Source organism: Enterobacter cloacae complex sp. R_G8, from assembly GCF_024599795.1.
In the GTDB taxonomy this organism is placed as follows: Bacteria; Pseudomonadota; Gammaproteobacteria; order Enterobacterales; family Enterobacteriaceae; genus Enterobacter; species Enterobacter dissolvens.
The window spans coordinates 4794795-4808325 of record NZ_CP102246.1; the positions used below are offsets into that span (position 1 = coordinate 4794795).

Sequence of the window (13531 nt, forward strand, 5' to 3'; positions counted from 1 at the left end):
TTTATTCCCCTTGTAGCGTTGCGATAATTTTACGCGAACCACCGTGAATGCGATGTTCTCCCAGCCAGATCCCTTGCCATGTTCCCAGCAATGGCCGCCCGTTATGAACCGGCAGCATCAGCGATACGCCCAGCAGCGAAGATTTGATATGCGAAGGCATGTCATCCGCCCCCTCATAGTCGTGATCGTAAGGGGCATTGTCCGGAACGGTCTTCAGAAAATGCTGCTCCATGTCAGACCGGACGGTGGGATCGCAATTTTCATTAAGCGTGAGAGAGGCCGACGTGTGCTGAAGCAGCAGATGCAGCAAACCCGTTTTGACGCGCGACAGGTCGCGGATTTGCCCGATAACTTCGTCAGTCACCAGATGAAATCCGCGAGGTTTAGCGCTTAAGGTCAGGGTCTGTTGGTACCACATGTGCTGCTCCGTTATGAAAGTGAATCTTTCTAAGTGTGCAGCAAGAAGGCGAAAGGTAAAACCCGCAGCGACGAGATTTGCTTAAAAAAGAGCCAAACTCGCCGCCAACGGTTTAATATTCAGAGTTCACAATGACCTCTTCGCCAAACTTCCCGGCCATCGGCAGCGGTCGATAGGTCGAGTTAGAGGCGCGTAACACCCTGATTCCTCTGGCACCCACATCACGCGCGGCGCTGATATCGTTATCAGAATCGCCGTAGAAGACTTTGATATTTTTCTGCTCCAGCCACTGGGTTTTGGTGTTTTGTCCCGGTTTGTCGCCAGCGAAAATCACCGGGTTCATGCTGGCCGCCGGGATGCGGAAATCGTCCTGCAGCGTTTTAGAGACCGTTTCCGTTTTGGTCTGGCTGCGCCCGGTTACGAAGTAAATGCTGTCGCCACGCTTAACGTGCATATCGATGAGCGCGCGGGCCACCTCTTTCGGGATGCTGAATTCGTCCCAGCCGTTGTTCATCTTTTCCCAAAACTCAGGATTTTGCAGATACGCTTCGCTGTCCGGTGAGTATGTTTTTTTACCACGCCAGAAACCCGGGCTTGAGAAGAGGACGGTATCGTCAATGTCGAAGCCCACGGCCATTGGCGGGCGACCCATCAGGCTGTTTTCAATCTGAGCCACAGAAACCCAGTGAATGGGGGCTTGTTCAGCCAGAATGGCAGCAGTGGTGCCGGTGTAAAGCGGCGTCGGTGCGGAAGCGCGCGCGACGACCGTACTGTTAAGCGAGAACAATAAGCAGGCGGCGCTGAGCGCCAGTGTGATCTTGCGCATATTTTCCCCTGAATATTCAGTTTGTTATCGTTTTAATTTGAGCGACTGGTCAAAAATCTATCCGACCATAACCCCAGCGGGAGATGAAGGGAAGGAGTTTTTGCTTATGAAACTGAATAAAAAGAAGAAGATCACAAAGCGAGATGTCGACCTGAACGGCCTGATGCCCTCACCCCGGCCCTCTCCCACAGGGAGAGGGAGGAATAAATGATAGTGAGTACTTACATTACAGCAGCAAACGCCTGCGCCACGCGATGAACGTTACTGGCATTCAGACCCGCCACGCACATACGTCCGCTGGCAATCAGGTAGACACCAAACTCTTCGCGCAGACGATCGACCTGTGCGGCGCTCAGACCGGTGTAGCTGAACATCCCGCGCTGTTTAAGCAGATAGTCAAAGTTATGTCCCGGTACGGCCTCCTTCAGGACATTAACCAGCTCCTGACGCATCGACAGAATGCGCTTACGCATGGATTCCACTTCGGCAAGCCAGTTGGCTTTCAGCTGTTCGTCACCGAGCACGGTCGCCACCACCTGCGCGCCAAAGTTAGGCGGGCTGGAGTAGATGCGACGTACGGTCGCCTTCAACTGACCCAGCACACGGCTCGCCGCTTCGGCGTCTTCGCACACCACGGAAAGGCCACCTACGCGCTCGCCGTACAGGGAGAAGATTTTTGAGAAAGAGTTGCTGACCAGAACGGGCAGCCCGGCGCTGGCCACGGCGCGGATGGCATAGGCATCGTCTTCCATCCCGGCACCAAAGCCCTGATAGGCGATGTCGAGGAATGGGATCAGGTTGCGCGCCTTCAGCACCTCAATTACCGCGTCCCACTGGGCGTTGGTAAGGTCTGCCCCCGTCGGGTTATGGCAGCACGGATGCAGCAGCACAATACTGCGCTCTGGCAGGGTATTCAGCTTTTCCAGCAGCGCGTCAACGCGTACGCCGTTGGTTTCGCTGTCGAACCATGGATAGGTCGCCACCTTAAAGCCGGCACCCTCAAAGATCGCCACGTGGTTTTCCCAGGTAGGATCGCTGACCCATACCCCTGAATCCGGGAAGTATTTTTTCAGGAAATCCGCACCCACTTTAAGCGCGCCTGAACCGCCCAGCGTCTGGATAGTCGCCACGCGCTTTTGCGCCAGCACCGCGTGATCGGCACCAAACAGCAGCGGCGCGATGGCGTTACGGTAAGTATTGAGCCCTTCCATCGGCAGATAAAGAGAAGCACCGTGCGGGGCGGCGCTAAGACGCGCTTCCGCTTCAGCAACCGCTTTCAACTGAGGAATAATGCCGTCCTCGTTGTAATACAGACCAATGCTGAGGTTCACTTTGTCGCTGCGAGGATCTTCTTTGAAACGCTCCATTAAGGAGAGAATGGGGTCGCCGGCGTAGGCGTCAACTTTCTGAAACACGCGATGGTTCTCCGGAATTCGATGAGGCAGGGAATTCAACAATAAACCGGATATGACAGAAGATCGAGCGTTTAACCTGTTTCATGCCGGGTCAGGCAACGCTGCCCCCCGGCATTCACAGCAGTTTAGTCGATATACTTCATCGCCACCCTTGACGTCAGGCGCGTAATAAGTTCGTAAGCACTCACTTTCGTTATTTCCGCGATGCGTTCGACGGGCAAACCGTCACCCCACATCATCACATCGTCGCCTGCTTTGTCCTGCGCATCGGGGCCGAGATCTACGCAAATCATGTCCATCGCCACGCGACCGACAATCGTTACTTCGCGGCCATTGACCAGAACCGGCGTACCGGACGGCGCGGCGCGTGGATAACCGTCACCATACCCCATCGCTACCACCCCCAGTCGGGTGTCACGCTCGCTGGTCCAGGTGCCGCCGTAACCCACCGGCTCACCCGCTTTATGCTCGCGCACTGCAATCAGCTTAGACACCAGAGACATCACCGGCTGGAAACCAAAGTCCGGCCCCCAGGGTCTGTTCTCCAGCGGCGATACGCCGTAAAGAATAATGCCCGGACGCGCCCAGTCGAAGTGCGACTGCGGCCACAGTAAAATCCCGCCAGAAGCCGCGATAGAGCGCATACCCGGCTTGCCTTCGCAGAAGGTGTTAAAGATATCGAGCTGCTGTTCAGTGGCGCCGCAATCAGGCTCATCAGCCCGGGCAAAATGGCTGACGATATTCACCGGCTGGCGGACGTTTTTGCACTGGCACAGACGCTGATAAAACGCCTGCGCGTTTTCCGGGCGTACACCCAGACGGTGCATGCCCGTGTCGAGCTTCATCCAGACGGTGACTGGCTCACTCAGCTCAGCGGTTTCGAGTGCGGAAAGCTGTTCTTCGTTGTGTACCGCCGTGTGCAGATGCTGGTCTGCAATGGTCGGCAGGTCTGCAGCCTCAAAAAAACCTTCGAGCAATAAAATCGGTTGGGCGATCCCCCCCGCGCGCAGGCGGAGGGCTTCTTCAAGACGGGCAACGCCAAAGGCGTCGGCATCGGGGAGCGTTCGCGCGGTCTCAAGAAGACCGTGTCCGTAAGCGTTCGCTTTCACGACTGCAACAAGTTTACTGGCGGGCGCCAGTTCACGCAGACGTTGCAGGTTGTGTCGCAGAGCGCGGCGGTTAATCACAACAGTTGCCGCTTGCATTTGATTTCCTTAGAAATTACTCATCATCATATTGAGGACCGGCATAGTTGTCAAAACGCGACCACTGTCCGTTAAAGGTCAGACGTACCGTACCGATAGGGCCGTTACGTTGTTTACCGATAATAATTTCGGCGATCCCTTTCAGGTCGCTGTTCTCGTGATAAACCTCATCACGGTAGATGAACATGATTAAGTCGGCATCCTGCTCGATGGAGCCGGATTCACGCAGGTCGGAGTTGACCGGGCGTTTGTCGGCACGTTGTTCCAGGGAGCGGTTAAGCTGCGAGAGCGCCACGACCGGCACATGCAGCTCTTTGGCTAATGCCTTGAGCGAGCGGGAAATTTCCGCAATCTCCAGCGTACGGTTATCGGAAAGCGACGGCACGCGCATCAGCTGAAGGTAATCGATCATGATAAGGCCAATACCGCCGTGCTCACGGGCGATACGGCGCGCACGGGAGCGCACTTCTGTCGGCGTCAGGCCGGAGGAGTCATCAATATAGATGTTACGTTTTTCCAGCAGGATCCCCATGGTGCCGGAGATACGCGCCCAGTCCTCATCGTCGAGCTGACCGGTACGGATTCGGGTCTGATCCACACGTGACAGCGACGCCAGAGAACGCATCATGATCTGCTCTGATGGCATCTCCAGACTGAAGATCAAGACCGGTTTATCCTGCAACATCGCCGCGTTTTCGACGAGGTTCATCGCAAACGTGGTTTTACCCATCGACGGACGCGCAGCGACGATAATCAAATCCGACGGCTGCAGGCCTGCGGTTTTCTTATTGAGATCGTCATAGCCGGTGTTAACCCCGGTTACGCCATCGTGCGGCTGCTGGAAGAGCTGTTCAATACGGGCAACGGTGGCATCAAGGACATCGGCGATATTTTTCGGGCCTTCGTCTTTATTGGCGCGACTTTCGGCGATTTTAAAGACACGGGATTCTGCGAGATCGAGCAGGTCTTCGCTGGTGCGACCCTGCGGATCAAAGCCCGCTTCGGCGATTTCATTCGCAACGGAGATCATCTCACGAACAACGGCACGTTCGCGGACGATATCCGCATAGGCACTGATGTTCGCCGCACTTGGTGTGTTTTTCGAAAGTTCCGCTAAATAAGCAAAACCGCCAACGCTGTCCAGTTGCCCCTGCCGCTCCAGCGATTCCGCGAGCGTAATCAGGTCAATCGGACTACCGGATTCCTGCAGACGCGCCATTTCGGTGAAGATGTGGCGGTGCGGGCGGGTGTAGAAATCGTCGGACACGACGCGCTCGGCAACGTCGTCCCAGCGCTCGTTATCCAGCATTAAACCGCCCAACACCGACTGTTCCGCTTCAATCGAGTGCGGCGGGACTTTTAACCCGGCGACCTGAAAATCACGCTCACGAGGTTCAGTCTGTTTGTTGAAGGGTTTGTTTCCTGCCATAGTGAATGGAGTTACCGAGATAAAGAGTGGGTCGAAAGATTACCACATTCTGGAGGAAGCATGGCAACACGTATTGAATTTCACAAGCATGGTGGCCCTGACGTACTCAACGCGGTGGAGTTTACCCCCGCCGCGCCTGGCGAAAATGAAGTACAGGTTGAAAATAAAGCCATCGGCATTAACTACATCGACACCTATATTCGCGGCGGCCTCTATCCACCGCCGTCACTGCCGAGCGGTCTGGGCACCGAAGCGGCGGGCGTGGTCAGCAAAGTGGGCAGCGCCGTTAAGCATATTAAAGAAGGCGATCGCGTGGTGTATGCGCAATCGGCGCTGGGCGCTTACAGCTCCGTGCACAACGTTCCGGCTGACAAAGTTGCCCTCCTGCCCAATGCCATTTCGTTTGAACAGGCCGCGGCCTCCTTCCTGAAAGGGCTGACGGTCTATTATCTGCTGCGCAAAACCTATGAAATCAAACCCGACGAGCAGTTCCTGTTCCATGCTGCGGCAGGCGGCGTGGGGCTGATCGCCTGCCAGTGGGCCAAAGCGCTAGGCGCAAAACTGATCGGCACCGTAGGAAGCGCGCAAAAAGCCCAGCGTGCGCTGCAGGCCGGTGCATGGCAGGTGATTAACTACCGGGAAGAGAGCATTGTTGAACGCTTAAAAGAGGTAACCGGCGGCAAGAAAGTGCGCGTGGTGTATGACTCGGTAGGGAAAGATACCTGGGAAGCGTCTCTGGATTGCCTGCAGCGCCGCGGTCTGATGGTGAGCTTCGGCAACGCGTCAGGTGCGGTGACCGGGGTAAATCTGGGTATTCTGAACCAGAAAGGCTCGTTGTATGTCACGCGCCCATCCCTGCAGGGTTACATCACCAATCGCGAAGAGTTGCTCGAAGCCAGCAACGAGCTGTTCTCACTGATTGCAAGCGGGGTCATCAAAGTGGATGTGGCAGATGCGCAGAAGTACGCGCTAAGCGATGCGCAACGTGCGCATGAGGTGCTGGAGAGCCGGTCAACGCAGGGGTCAAGTCTGTTAATTCCCTGATCCCATAAAAGAAATTGGGCTTCCCTGAGGAAGCCCTTTCTTTTTTTTAGTTCGGCTGTATGTAGGGTACAGCTCGATGAATTCTTTAGCGGCAGTCATAGTGACAGATTCGATAAGTAAATCCTATTCCGTTCTAAGCAATGCCGCCGGGAAAGTTGCAGGTATGTGACGAACCCCTCAATACCTTAGTAACGAAAGCGGTTATTACGCTGATAAGTGGGCAGTTTTGGTGATTTAATCGCCCGTATCACCCACACCACTGCAACGGCCAGCAGCAGCCACGGCAGAAGTTTGATCGTCAGGGCAAATAATCCACCAATAAACATGACTACCGTCGCCACCACAAGCGCTGCCAGAATGCCGAGCAGCGAAACGCCTGTCGCTAACAGCATGACAAAAAAGCCAATCACAAAAAGTAGTTCCAGCATGGTGCTCTCCCACGAGTTCCCGAATAATGCAGTAAGCATTACAAGATCCATGCCAACACTAACCCATTGTTCTTAAAGCAAAACGCCCCGCAATGCTGTGCGGGGCGTGGTGAATTTGACGATTTTTTAGTGAGATTTATCGTTTATCTGCGACCAGACGCAGCGCGTGTTCCAGCACCTCAATATCGGCACCGGCTTTATGGGCGTTCTCGCTGAGATAGCGACGCCACTGGCGCGCCCCGGGGATCCCCTGGAACAGGCCGAGCATATGGCGGGTGATATGGCCGAGATACGTACCGTTGCTCAACTCGCGTTCGATGTACGGATACATGGCTCTCACTACCGCAACCGGATCGCTGTCTGCCCCTTCAACGCCAAAGATTTCGCGATCGACCGTCGCCAGAATGCCCGGATTCTGATATGCCTCGCGACCGACCATCACACCATCCATATGCGCCAGATGTGTTTTGGCCTCGTCGAGCGACTTGATGCCGCCGTTAATCGACATCGTCAGATGCGGGAAATCACGCTTCAGCTGGTACACGCGAGGGTAGTCCAGCGGCGGAATTTCACGGTTCTCTTTCGGGCTCAGGCCAGAGAGCCAGGCCTTACGCGCGTGGATGATAAACATCCCGCACTCGCCCTTTCCGGCAACCGTATTGATGAAATCACACAAGAATTCGTAGCTGTCCTGGTCGTCAATACCGATACGGGTTTTCACCGTCACGGGAATGGAGACCACATCGCGCATCGCCTTGATGCAGTCCGCTACCAGCTGTGCGTTCCCCATCAGACAGGCGCCGAACATGCCGTTTTGCACGCGATCGGACGGACAGCCAACGTTAAGGTTAATTTCGTCGTAGCCACGCGCTTCTGCCAGCTTTGCACAGTGCGCCAGCGCGGCCGGATCGCTGCCGCCCAGCTGCAGGGCTACCGGATGCTCTTCTTCGCTGTACGCCAGATAGTCGCCCTTCCCGTGAATAATCGCACCAGTGGTGACCATTTCGGTGTACAGCAACGTATGGCGGGAAAGCTGGCGCAGGAAATAGCGGCAGTGTCTGTCCGTCCAGTCGAGCATGGGCGCAATGGAGAAACGGTGTGCAGGAAAAGCAGTCTGGTGTTCTGACGACATGGCGAAGTTTTAAGCATCTGGTGGAAAAGGGGCGCTACTATAGCATAAAGAAAAGCCGGAGGCGCAACGCCTCCGGTGCCCTTTAGAACGTCATACTCAACTGCGCCCCGGCGCCCCAGGTTTCATCTTCACCGTAGAGCCCCATCAGGTCGACGTGAACCGTGTTAAACGGTGCAAAACCGACACCACCGGTAAAGACGTTACTGTCATTCCCTTTCATATCGGCGCGATAACCCGCACGCACGGCCAGCCAGCTCAGCGGCGTCACTTCCGCACCTACGCCAACATACTGCGAGGTATCCTCGCTTTTAAAGCCCTTGGTTTCTGTCAGATCGCCATCGGCGGTCAGGGTCACCAGATCGTTGTGCCAGGCAGCCCCCGCCGTCACCAGCGGACGGATTTGATAGGTGTCTTTATAGCTCACCACTTCCCCCGTGCGCCCGTTGCGGATGCGAATATCTTTGGTGTCGATATCGCGTGACATCAGGTTTTGCCCACTCACCCCGACCGTCCAGTGTTCGCCGAAATCTGCCGCGATACCCGCATCCACGTTAAAGCCGGTATCGTCTGTCCGGTAGCGGCTGTCGTTCCACTTGTTACTGTCGTAATCGTAAATGGAGGTGGTGTAGTTATAGACCCATGTTTTCTGCAGCTTCGGCGTGACGCCAAGGGAAACCGGGACGCCACCCAGATCGAACTGACGGGCAATCGCAACACCATAATCGGAGACAATCGCCGCCCGGCCAGACGCCGTAGAGTTGAGGTTTTTTGTGATTTGATCGGTACCGTTCAGGGCCGCATCCAGTGCAACCCCCGCCGCCACCGCATCACTGTTTTGAATACCGCGCAGGTAGTCAATATCTTGCTGATCAATAGAAGAGCTGACGCGCCCGTGGGCATAGCCTTTCGCCATAAAGGCCACGGAGAGCCCATCGTTAGGGATACTCACCGCAATCCCCGCGCCTGCCGTTGCACGTGCAGTTTTGCCCTTGAGATAGTCCAGTTCATCGGCAAGATCTTTTGCCGCGCCCTGGAACTGATCGATTGAGCCCAGCGGGTTGGTAATCACTTCAATGGGGGTAAGGCTATCAACCACATCCTTGTAGTGTTTGATTTTGTCGTTGATGGTATCAATCTCATCCTGAAGATTGTCTTCATCCGTCACCTGCACGCCGACGGACGGTAAAATAACCGTCACATCATCGTCCGGTTTTGCCTTTGCCAGCAGCGCGGGGTTGATTAACACCCCGCTGCCATAGCTGCCTGAAGCAACGCCCGTGCCACCCATTGCGTCGCTACGTGATTCTGTCCAGGTATTGGCTGCTCCCGCCTGATTTGCCATAAACAGGGAGACAGCGATGCTAACCACCGAAAATTTAAAATGTTTTTTCACAGTATGCTCGTCTTATTGTCGTTAATAACATCACCCTGTCTGTTATCACCCAAACAGGAACGAACTATTGCTGTGAATAAGTACAAAAAGACCCGCTATTTCCTTAAGTAAAACTCCGGACAGGCCTGTTGTTATTTGTGACGGCCCTCAATATTTATAGAAGAGGAAATTATTTTTTCCCAGGTTTTCCATCGTGCGGCCCAAAGAACTGAGGGGGATGATCAACCCAGCGATCTTCACGCGTGGCGGCATACTCCGGATTAAGCGGATAGTAGATTCGGTTGTGCTTCTTATTAGCCTCGCCAACCACCAGTAATCGCACCTCTTCTTCAGTGTTATTAATAAAGGTATGGCAGATGCCTGTACCAGCGGGAAAGCCTACGCTGTCGCCGGGTTCGAGCTTCCACAAATAGCCGTTAATCCAGGCTTCCGGATACCCTTCCAGCACATAGATGAACTCCTCTTCGTCGCTTTCCGCGTGGGGATAGGAGGTTCGACGTCCGGGCGGCAAACGTTCGTGGTGAATACCAATCCGCCGAAGGCCAAGGTGGCGGGCCAGCGGTGCACCGATAGAGAAAAGCTCGTTACTGTCGGGATAGGTTGAATTATCTGGCTCTTCCACATCTCGCCAGTGCCGAATACAGTCAGGTTTTTTCATGGTTAATTTCCCGGTTTGCGATGGGTCAGGTATAGCACAGCCTGGCGGATCTCGGCGTTTTTACCAGAACATGATAAAGTGAGGGTTTCCATCCTATAACATCCGAGGTGCTGAATGGATAAGTCCACAAAAGAGCTGTTAGCGCAGGCAGAGAAGCTGTGCGCGCAACGCAATGTGCGCCTGACTCCGCAGCGCCTTGAAGTATTACGCCTGATGAGCCTGCAACAGGGCGCCATCAGCGCATACGACCTGCTCGATCTGCTGCGCGAAAGCGAGCCGCAGGCTAAACCGCCTACGGTCTATCGTGCACTCGATTTCCTGTTAGAACAAGGGTTTGTACACAAGGTCGAATCCACAAACAGCTATGTGCTATGTCATCTTTTTGACCAGCCAACCCACACATCGGCCATGTTTATCTGCGACCGTTGTGGCGTGGTGAAAGAAGAAGGTGCGGAAGGCGTAGAAGATATTATGCATACGCTCGCAGCCAGAATGGGCTTTGCTTTGCGTCATAATGTGATTGAAGCGCATGGTCTGTGCTCAGTGTGTGTCGAAGTAGAGGCCTGTCGGCATCAGGATGAATGCCACCACGACCACTCGATCCTCGTAAAGAAAAAGCCACGCTAATCATAGTAAAGGCGGCTCATGGCCGCCCTCAGGGAGTACTTCCTTGTACTTGCGGGTATTATCCGCTTACCAACGGTAGTCGTTGCGTTTTTCCCAGTCGCCGACTTCTTTTTCAGCCTGGTCTTTCGCGTAGCCGTAACGTTCCTGAATTTTCCCGACAAGCTGATCGCGTTTACCTTCGATGACCGTCATATCGTCATCCGTCAGCTTACCCCACTGTTCTTTCGCTTTACCTTTGAACTGCTTCCAGTTGCCGCCGATTTCGTCTTTATTCATCATCGTGTCCTCATAGTTAAGCGTCGGTTCGTAACGTCCGTTACGTTCTTTTCTGCTGGACGTGATAATAATTGTAGTTAAGGATTCGGCGGTTTATTTCATATTCGGAATCTTTAACCGTCACGATATATCGTGACGGGAAGGAAGCCAGGTATTGTTTTGCCAGTGACGGTACCAGATAAAGCCCAGCGACACCCCCCGCAATGCGAGAAAGACCGCCAGAGAGAGCCATAAGCCATGGTTACCCAGCCAGGGGAGCGTCAGTAACGTCAGGGCAAAACCAGCCGCCGCCACCGCCATGCTGTTACGCATCTCCGCACCTCGCGTCGCGCCAATAAACATGCCGTCCAGCAGGTAACACCAGACCCCCACCACCGGCAAAATGACCTGCCAGATGAGGTAATGGCTTGCCAGCTCGCGCAGTGCAGGAAGGGAGGTCAGTAACGCAATAATCTGTTCGCCAAAACAGGCGTAAATCAGCGCAAACACCAGCGCCACCAGCCCCGACTGCCGACAGGCCGCCCGCCAGACATCCCGCAGCTGACCACTTTCACGTGCGCCATATGCCTGGCCGGAATGCGCTTCGACAGCATAGGCAAAGCCATCCAGCGCATAGGCGGTAAAGGTCAGCAGCGTCATCAGAACGGCATTCACCGCAACGATGTCTGGCCCAAGCCGTGCGCCAAAGACCGTCAGTGCGCCGAAGCAGAGCTGGAGCAGCAAGGAGCGCAGCATGATGTCGCGATTGAGCGCCAACAGCGTGCGAATATTACCGCGCCATGCGCTCTTCAGCAGCGCAAGAGAGATCCCGCGCATGACCAGCACCCGCCAGACCATCCACAGACCGAGGATAAACGTCCCGTATTCAGCAATCGCCGTCGCCAGTGCCGCACCCTGCACATTCATGTGCAGGCCCATCACCAGCCAGAGATCGAGCACGATGTTGAGGAGGTTGCCTACCACCAGCAGGATCACGGGCGCGCGGGCGTACTGCACGCCGAGTAACCACCCCAGCAGGACCAGATTGGCCAGCGACGCGGGCGCACTGAGCCAACGAATTTCAAGGAAGCGTCGTGCCTGCTCCAGTACCGCTTCGCTGCCGCCAACGATATGCAGCGCCAGGTCAATCAGTGGGGTACGCAATATAGCGATTAACGCGCCGGCCCCAAGCGCCAGAATTAACGGCTGAACCAGCGCACGCGCCAGACGCAAAGGATCTTTAGCACCGTACGCCTGCGCCGTGAGTCCGGTGGTGCTCATGCGCAAAAAAAGCAGGAGCATAAAAAGGAAGCTGGTCGCCGTTGCGCCAATCGCCACGCCGCCCAGATAGATGGGTGAATCAAGGTGACCAATAACTGCCGTATCCACCAGCCCCAGCAGCGGAACGGTGATATTGGAAAAAATCATCGGCAGTGCAAGACGCCACAATGCCTTATCGGATGCCGTCAGCAGTGACATGAAAAAATACCGGGAGTGGATGAGGGATCAGGCCACGGCGGATCCGTAGCCTGTCAGGATGAGATTACAGCCATTCTCCATTGCGAATAACCCCTACTGCCAGCCCCTCGATAGAGAAGTTTTGCTCGCGCAGGTCAACCACAATGGGGGAAAACTCGCTGTTTTCCGGCAACAACTGGACGGTATTGCCCTGTTTTTTCAGACGCTTAACCGTCACTTCATCATCGATGCGTGCCACGACAACCTGGCCGTTACGCACGTCTTGCGTTTTATGCACCGCAAGCAGATCGCCGTCAAGAATACCGATGTCTTTCATGGACATACCGCTTACGCGCAGCAGGAAATCCGCGCTCGGTTTGAACATGCCAGGATCAACCTGGTAGTGGCCTTCGATATGCTGTTGCGCCAGCAGAGGTTCACCTGCAGCGACGCGGCCTATCAGCGGAATGCCTGTCTCTTCTTCCACCAGCAGGCGGATACCGCGTGAAGCACCCGATACAATTTCAATCACGCCTTTACGCGCCAGCGCTTTCAGGTGTTCCTCGGCAGCGTTCGGAGAACGGAAGCCCAGACGCTGAGCGATTTCCGCACGCGTGGGTGGCATACCCGTCTGGCCGATATGATCCCGGATGAGATCAAACACCTCTTGCTGCCTGGTCGTTAACGCTTTCATTCCGCCCCCTGGGTGTATATACAGTTATGCTGTGAGTATATACAGTCAAAGGCGATTTTGGAACCAAAAACTGCACAAAAAACCAGGGACTTAATTATTCCTCGAGGCTCATCGGAAATGTGACCAAAGCAGCGTGACCCAGGTAATAGCTGCAGTAATAATCGCCAGCAACACGGCAGCAGACCCCATGTCTTTCGCCCGGCCAGAGAGCTCATGGAAATCAGAGCCGATACGGTCTACAACGGCCTCAATAGCGCTATTAAGAATTTCCACTATCATCACCAACAGTACAGAGCCGATCAGCAGCACGCGGGTCATCGCATCAACATCAAGGAAACAGGCGATAATCACGGCGACAATTGCGGCGATGCCCTCCTGGCGAAATGCGGCTTCGTTGATCCACGCGGCACGGAAACCTTTCCAGGAATAGCCGGCGGCTTTGATGATTCGGGTTAACCCAGTGGTATTATTGGCCATTAAAAGAACCTTTTATTTGAAATAGCGTCAATAACAGGAGGCGCAACGTGTTGCGCTGTAGCCTGAAGTATG

15 protein-coding genes and 1 pseudogene are annotated in these 13531 nt (G+C 54.8%); 2 read left to right on the forward strand and 14 right to left on the reverse strand.

The window, feature by feature from the left end:
• Position 1 precedes the first annotated feature (1 nt).
• From NQ842_RS22635 to dnaB, 5 genes are all read right to left on the reverse strand, one after another.
• The gene (locus NQ842_RS22635; RefSeq protein WP_047360211.1) at positions 2-418 is read right to left on the reverse strand and encodes a secondary thiamine-phosphate synthase enzyme YjbQ; all 417 of its coding nucleotides are present in this window, start codon (positions 416-418) and stop codon (positions 2-4) included.
• Positions 419-530: 112 nt separating this feature from the next.
• Positions 531-1244 (reverse strand): acid phosphatase AphA, encoded by a 714-nt coding sequence (aphA, locus tag NQ842_RS22640; RefSeq protein WP_096928752.1) that lies wholly within the window; start codon positions 1242-1244, stop codon positions 531-533.
• Between the two features lie 221 nt (positions 1245-1465).
• Positions 1466-2659: an aromatic amino acid transaminase gene (gene tyrB, locus NQ842_RS22645; RefSeq protein ID WP_014830291.1), complete on the reverse strand. Its 1194-nt coding sequence runs from the start codon at positions 2657-2659 to the stop codon at positions 1466-1468.
• Positions 2660-2784: 125 nt separating this feature from the next.
• On the reverse strand, positions 2785-3864 hold the full coding sequence (alr, locus tag NQ842_RS22650; RefSeq protein ID WP_050859518.1) for an alanine racemase: 1080 nt from the start codon (positions 3862-3864) through the stop codon (positions 2785-2787).
• Positions 3865-3880: 16 nt separating this feature from the next.
• Positions 3881-5293 carry a replicative DNA helicase gene (dnaB, locus tag NQ842_RS22655; protein ID WP_013095063.1) on the reverse strand — a complete coding sequence of 471 codons (1413 nt, stop codon included), beginning with the start codon at positions 5291-5293 and terminating at the stop codon, positions 3881-3883.
• Between the two features lie 60 nt (positions 5294-5353).
• Between dnaB and NQ842_RS22660 the strand changes: the two genes are divergently transcribed.
• Positions 5354-6337, forward strand: coding sequence for a quinone oxidoreductase (locus NQ842_RS22660; protein WP_046887569.1), 984 nt, complete (start codon positions 5354-5356; stop codon positions 6335-6337).
• Between the two features lie 185 nt (positions 6338-6522).
• On the opposite strand, the gene pspG is transcribed toward NQ842_RS22660, so the two are convergent.
• The 4 genes from pspG to NQ842_RS22680 all read right to left on the reverse strand — a co-directional run bounded on the left by pspG (position 6523) and on the right by NQ842_RS22680 (position 9948).
• A complete protein-coding gene (pspG, locus tag NQ842_RS22665) occupies positions 6523-6765 on the reverse strand; it encodes an envelope stress response protein PspG (protein WP_013095061.1) in 243 nt (80 codons plus the stop codon).
• Positions 6766-6901: 136 nt separating this feature from the next.
• A complete protein-coding gene (gene dusA / locus NQ842_RS22670; RefSeq protein ID WP_014830288.1) occupies positions 6902-7897 on the reverse strand; it encodes a tRNA dihydrouridine(20/20a) synthase DusA in 996 nt (331 codons plus the stop codon).
• Between the two features lie 82 nt (positions 7898-7979).
• Positions 7980-9239 carry a conjugal transfer protein TraF gene (traF, locus tag NQ842_RS22675; protein ID WP_373371744.1) on the reverse strand — a complete coding sequence of 420 codons (1260 nt, stop codon included), beginning with the start codon at positions 9237-9239 and terminating at the stop codon, positions 7980-7982.
• A 220-nt stretch (positions 9240-9459) separates the two neighbouring features.
• Positions 9460-9948, reverse strand: a complete 489-nt coding sequence (locus NQ842_RS22680; protein WP_014830286.1) for a cupin domain-containing protein — start codon at positions 9946-9948, stop codon at positions 9460-9462.
• A 114-nt stretch (positions 9949-10062) separates the two neighbouring features.
• Here NQ842_RS22680 and zur point away from each other — a divergent pair, with 114 nt between their 5' ends.
• Entirely contained in the window at positions 10063-10575 is a 513-nt protein-coding gene (gene zur / locus NQ842_RS22685) for a zinc uptake transcriptional repressor Zur (protein ID WP_257256361.1), read from the forward strand.
• A gap of 66 nt (positions 10576-10641) precedes the next feature.
• Here zur and NQ842_RS22690 read toward each other — a convergent pair whose 3' ends face one another.
• From NQ842_RS22690 to NQ842_RS22705, 5 genes and pseudogenes are all read right to left on the reverse strand, one after another.
• Positions 10642-10851 carry a CsbD family protein gene (locus tag NQ842_RS22690; RefSeq protein ID WP_014830284.1) on the reverse strand — a complete coding sequence of 70 codons (210 nt, stop codon included), beginning with the start codon at positions 10849-10851 and terminating at the stop codon, positions 10642-10644.
• Positions 10852-10900: 49 nt separating this feature from the next.
• Positions 10901-10975 (reverse strand): annotated as a pseudogene (locus tag NQ842_RS23365) (hypothetical protein); the annotation flags it as partial.
• Complete coding sequence (gene dinF, locus NQ842_RS22695; RefSeq protein ID WP_014830283.1) at positions 10972-12309, reverse strand: MATE family efflux transporter DinF; 1338 nt, start codon at positions 12307-12309, stop codon at positions 10972-10974. The gene dinF and the pseudogene NQ842_RS23365, both read right to left, overlap by 4 nt.
• Positions 12310-12373: 64 nt before the next feature.
• Positions 12374-12982, reverse strand: a complete 609-nt coding sequence (gene lexA / locus NQ842_RS22700; protein WP_014830282.1) for a transcriptional repressor LexA — start codon at positions 12980-12982, stop codon at positions 12374-12376.
• A gap of 108 nt (positions 12983-13090) precedes the next feature.
• Complete coding sequence (locus tag NQ842_RS22705) at positions 13091-13459, reverse strand: diacylglycerol kinase (RefSeq protein ID WP_050859524.1); 369 nt, start codon at positions 13457-13459, stop codon at positions 13091-13093.
• Positions 13460-13531: the final 72 nt, after the last annotated feature.

Excerpts from the sequence above, each read along its gene's own strand:
- NQ842_RS22635 (WP_047360211.1), bottom strand. The coding sequence starts at position 418 with ATGTGGTACCAACAGACCCTGACCTTAAGCGCTAAACCTCGCGGATTT.
- aphA (WP_096928752.1), bottom strand. The coding sequence starts at position 1,244 with ATGCGCAAGATCACACTGGCGCTCAGCGCCGCCTGCTTATTGTTCTCG.
- alr (WP_050859518.1), bottom strand. The coding sequence starts at position 3,864 with ATGCAAGCGGCAACTGTTGTGATTAACCGCCGCGCTCTGCGACACAAC.
- dnaB (WP_013095063.1), bottom strand. The coding sequence starts at position 5,293 with ATGGCAGGAAACAAACCCTTCAACAAACAGACTGAACCTCGTGAGCGT.
- NQ842_RS22660 (WP_046887569.1), top strand. The coding sequence starts at position 5,354 with ATGGCAACACGTATTGAATTTCACAAGCATGGTGGCCCTGACGTACTC.
- pspG (WP_013095061.1), bottom strand. The coding sequence starts at position 6,765 with ATGCTGGAACTACTTTTTGTGATTGGCTTTTTTGTCATGCTGTTAGCG.
- dusA (WP_014830288.1), bottom strand. The coding sequence starts at position 7,897 with ATGTCGTCAGAACACCAGACTGCTTTTCCTGCACACCGTTTCTCCATT.
- traF (WP_373371744.1), bottom strand. The coding sequence starts at position 9,239 with ATGGCAAATCAGGCGGGAGCAGCCAATACCTGGACAGAATCACGTAGC.
- NQ842_RS22680 (WP_014830286.1), bottom strand. The coding sequence starts at position 9,948 with ATGAAAAAACCTGACTGTATTCGGCACTGGCGAGATGTGGAAGAGCCA.
- zur (WP_257256361.1), top strand. The coding sequence starts at position 10,063 with ATGGATAAGTCCACAAAAGAGCTGTTAGCGCAGGCAGAGAAGCTGTGC.
- NQ842_RS22690 (WP_014830284.1), bottom strand. The coding sequence starts at position 10,851 with ATGAATAAAGACGAAATCGGCGGCAACTGGAAGCAGTTCAAAGGTAAA.
- dinF (WP_014830283.1), bottom strand. The coding sequence starts at position 12,309 with ATGTCACTGCTGACGGCATCCGATAAGGCATTGTGGCGTCTTGCACTG.
- lexA (WP_014830282.1), bottom strand. The coding sequence starts at position 12,982 with ATGAAAGCGTTAACGACCAGGCAGCAAGAGGTGTTTGATCTCATCCGG.
- NQ842_RS22705 (WP_050859524.1), bottom strand. The coding sequence starts at position 13,459 with ATGGCCAATAATACCACTGGGTTAACCCGAATCATCAAAGCCGCCGGC.